Genomic DNA, 2,289 nt, shown 5'->3' on the forward strand with positions numbered 1-2,289 from the left:
AAATTAATCATTTTTATTTTCATTCGTCAGCAGACTCACCCCGATAAATGATATTGCAGAGGCTGTAATTCCAAAAACATTCGGATCTAACTCGTAGGGCAGTTCTACACCGGAATATCGCAAGCCGATTGTTGTAAAACCACCTATCAGCATAGCTGTCATAGCTCCGGCCGGAGTACTCTTATTCCAGAATAGCGCACCAATCACAGGTACAAAAAGCCCGGACACCATAAAGGAGTAGGAGTCAAGCATTAAATCCAGTACGTTGGTCATTGTTCCCGCCAGCAGAAGAGCCAGTGCACCTATTATCAGAGTTACTATCTGAGACAGTCGGACAAATTTTGGATTATCAGAATCAAACGGTGTAAATCGGCCGATAATATCTGTCACTACGTTTCCTGATGAAGCCATCAAACAGCTATCGGCAGTTGATAGAATAGCCGAAAAATAAGCCGCCATCATTATACCCAAAAGTCCAACCGGTAAAACGGTTCGCAGTAACATTGGCAGGCCGGTTTCCGGGTCTGTATCTGAAATATCGGCTGCTCCAAGATATTCGAACATTCCCTGGTCTGCTCCCACCTTTGCAAAAAGTCCCAGTAAAACACCCAAAAATGCCATGATCGGCCATTCAAAAATACCGGCCAGATACCAGGCTCGTTTTGCGGTTTTTTCATCACTGCAGGCATAAATTCTTTGGTAAAGCGTCATTCCTACAAACCATATCGGGATAATGGTTACTGCCCAGTAGACAATATCCTGCCACGAAACATTTGTCAGAGAAAGCATTTCCGGTGCCACTGTAGCCCGAATGACCTCTATTCCTCCTATCTCGATGTAGGCAATCGGCACCCCGATGAAGACCAGCCCAAACATTAGCAGTGCCCACTGAATTGTATCAGTATATATTACAGCTTTTAATCCGCCCAATACGGTATAAATAACAGCAACCGATCCCATAATATAAAGAGCCGTCATTTGGTCAAGATCGGCAAATGTACCACTGGCCAGTTTAGCTCCTGCAAGCATTTGAGAACTCGTAAATCCGGCATAGCCAATTGCTGAGATAATTGCAGCAACCAATGCTACATTTGGTGAGTAGTAGTGTTCGAAAACTTGAGGAAATGTGTATGCATTATCGAACGCCCGGTTCTGTTTTACTTTTGGAATCAGAAAAACTGCTGCAAGCCATGCCCCGATCAGACCGGTAAATAGCATCCATGAGCCTGATAGGCCCATCACAAAACCTAAACCACCCAGGCCGATGGAGAATCCGCCTCCCACGTCTGTTGCAACTACCGACAGACCTACATGATAACTCTTCATTTTTCGGCCACCTACGTAGTAGTCGTCTCCACTCTTATTTCTCTGAAAGAAGAAATAACCAAAACCAAGTAAGCCTACGATGTAGAAGATAAAAATGAATAAATCAACCGGATGCATGGGACACCGTTACAGTTGGCTGTTCATCGGTGTACTCAATCATGACAATTTTTTATAGTCAGTTTGAAAAAGTTGCTCTTCTGGTTTTTGATAAGCCTTAAGGTAAGAGGTATGTTGATGAGCTTCAAATTTGGATGTGGATTAGATTTGGACAGGGAAGTGATTGGGTACCGCCCGTCGTTAGCGCCATATAGCTTTGCAAATAAATACCAATCTAATGTTGACATAATTAAGAATTAATCCTTACATTACGAGTCTAGTTGAGAGATGGTAATGACATCTATAGAACTCAACATTACATATTGAAATCGCGGGGTGGAGCAGCTGGTAGCTCGTCGGGCTCATAACCCGAAGGTCGTAGGTTCGAATCCTACCCCCGCCACTCTTAGAAAAGCTCAATTGCTCACGCAGTTGGGCTTTTCTTGTTTTAAGCTACAACATCATGTTTACTGTATACATCCTGCACTCGGACAAATACGACAAAATTTATATCGGCTATACATCCAACCTTCAGCAACGACTCAAAGCTCACAACGAACTTGCCACAAAAGGCTGGACAATTAAATATCGTCCATGGAAAATTATTCATACTGAATCGTACAAAACCAAGGCTGATGCCATGAAAAGAGAACAAATGCTTAAGGGCGGACAGGGTCGGAAATGGATCCATGAAAATCTATTGAAGAAGTAGCTCGTCGGGCTCATATCCGCCTGAGGCGGACGTAAGTTCGAACCCGCCACTATTAAAAAAGCTCAATTGCTCACGCAGTTGGGCTTTTCTTGTTTTAAGCTACAACATCATGTTTACTGTATACATCCTGCACTCGGACAAATACGACAAAATTT

At 43.3% G+C, this 2,289-nt stretch carries 2 protein-coding genes and 1 tRNA gene; 2 read left to right on the plus strand and 1 reads right to left on the minus strand.

Annotation, left to right across the window (positions count from 1 at the left end; genetic code table 11):
- Positions 1–3 precede the first annotated feature (3 nt).
- Positions 4–1,443: a sodium:solute symporter gene (locus tag ACESM0_RS10150; RefSeq protein WP_372906104.1), complete on the minus strand. Its 1,440-nt coding sequence runs from the start codon at positions 1,441–1,443 to the stop codon at positions 4–6.
- A 309-nt stretch (positions 1,444–1,752) separates the two neighbouring features.
- Between ACESM0_RS10150 and ACESM0_RS10155 the strand changes: the two genes are divergently transcribed.
- Positions 1,753–1,825, plus strand: a tRNA-Met gene (locus ACESM0_RS10155).
- A 60-nt stretch (positions 1,826–1,885) separates the two neighbouring features.
- Positions 1,886–2,134, plus strand: a complete 249-nt coding sequence (locus ACESM0_RS10160; RefSeq protein WP_372906105.1) for a GIY-YIG nuclease family protein — start codon at positions 1,886–1,888, stop codon at positions 2,132–2,134.
- The last annotated feature ends 155 nt before the right edge of the window (positions 2,135–2,289 follow it).

The organism is Rhodohalobacter sp. (assembly GCF_041686455.1).
GTDB lineage: Bacteria > Bacteroidota > Rhodothermia > Balneolales > Balneolaceae > Rhodohalobacter.